This is a genomic window from Caulobacter sp. AP07, assembly GCF_000281955.1.
GTDB lineage: Bacteria > Pseudomonadota > Alphaproteobacteria > Caulobacterales > Caulobacteraceae > Caulobacter.
The window spans coordinates 1-1,224 of sequence record NZ_AKKF01000310.1; the positions used below are offsets into that span (position 1 = coordinate 1).

Consider the following 1,224-nt stretch of genomic DNA (forward strand, 5'->3'; position numbering starts at 1 on the left):
CGCCGGGTCGATGGGACGCTGACCCGCGCGTGACCGGTTTCGCGGTCAGTCGGGCCAAGGCCCTGGGAACGGCTACCGCTCCGGCCGCCGAGCGCCTAGCTTCCCCGCTCCAAGGGATCACGAGCGGGCGCTTTCCGATGTTCGAACTCAGTCAGTTGCGCTGCTTCGTGGCCACCGCCGAGGAGTTGCACTTCGGCCGCGCCGCCCAGCGGCTGAACATGACCCAGCCGCCGCTGAGCCGGCAGGTGCAACTGCTGGAGCGGATCCTCGGCGTCACCCTGCTGGACCGCACCAGCCGCTCGGTGCGCCTGACCCCGGCCGGCCGCGCCTTCCTGCTGGAGGCTCGCCGCATCCTGCGCCTGGCCGAGAGCGCCGCCCTGACCACCCGCCGCATCGCGGTCGGCGACGCCGGCCAGATCGCCATCGGCTTCACCGCCGTCTCGGGCTACAGCTTCCTGCCCCGGCTGGTGATCCTGTCGCGGGCCCGGCTGCCCAACGCCGACCTGACCCTGCGCGAGATGGTCACCTCCGAACAGGTCGAGGCCCTGCTGACCGGGCGGGTCGACATCGGCCTGGTGCGACCGCCCATGGAGCGCGCCGAGTTCGCCACGCTGCGGGTGCTCAGCGAGCCCCTGGTGGCGGCCCTGCCCACCGGCGACGCGCGCCTGGCCAAGGCCTCGCTGACCCTGGCCGACTTCGACGCCGAACCGCTGATCATGTATTCGGCCGAGGGCGCCGGCTATTTCCACAACATGCTGACGACGCTGTTCGACGCCAACGGCGTGTCGCCGCACTATGTCCAGCACGTCACCCAGATCCACTCGATGCTGGCCCTGGTCCATGCCGGCCTCGGCGCCGCCCTGGTGCCGGAAGCGGCCATGAGCCTGCATTTCGACGACGTGCAGTTCCGCGCCGTCGACACCACCCCGCACCGTCCGGTCGAACTCTACCTGGCCTGGCGCCGCGACAACGACAGCCCGATCCTGCGGTCGTTCATCGACCTGTGCATGGTGGAAGCCGGCTCGCCGTAGGAAGTGTGGGCCGTTCGCTCAAAGGAGCGATTTCACGTTTGCGGATATTCTGGCGCCCACACCCACCCGCGGTCGTCATCCCCCGACTTGTTCGGGGGACCCAAGCGGAGTCCGACACCACGTCCAGCGTCGCTTGGGTCACCCGCATAAAGCGGGTGATGACGGAATTTTTGAGTTGAAGACGCGCTCGCGG

At 69.4% G+C, this 1,224-nt stretch carries 1 protein-coding gene; it reads left to right on the plus strand.

The genetic code is table 11. The annotated features are described in order from the left end of the window. Nucleotides 1-137: 137 nt before the first annotated feature. The gene (locus PMI01_RS25600) at nt 138-1,031 is read left to right on the plus strand and encodes a LysR substrate-binding domain-containing protein (protein ID WP_035038545.1); all 894 of its coding nucleotides are present in this window, start codon (nt 138-140) and stop codon (nt 1,029-1,031) included. Nucleotides 1,032-1,224 lie beyond the last annotated feature (193 nt).

Bases quoted from the DNA above. Each gene is read 5' to 3' on its own strand.
- PMI01_RS25600 (WP_035038545.1), top strand. From the start codon at position 138: ATGTTCGAACTCAGTCAGTTGCGCTGCTTCGTGGCCACCGCCGAGGAG.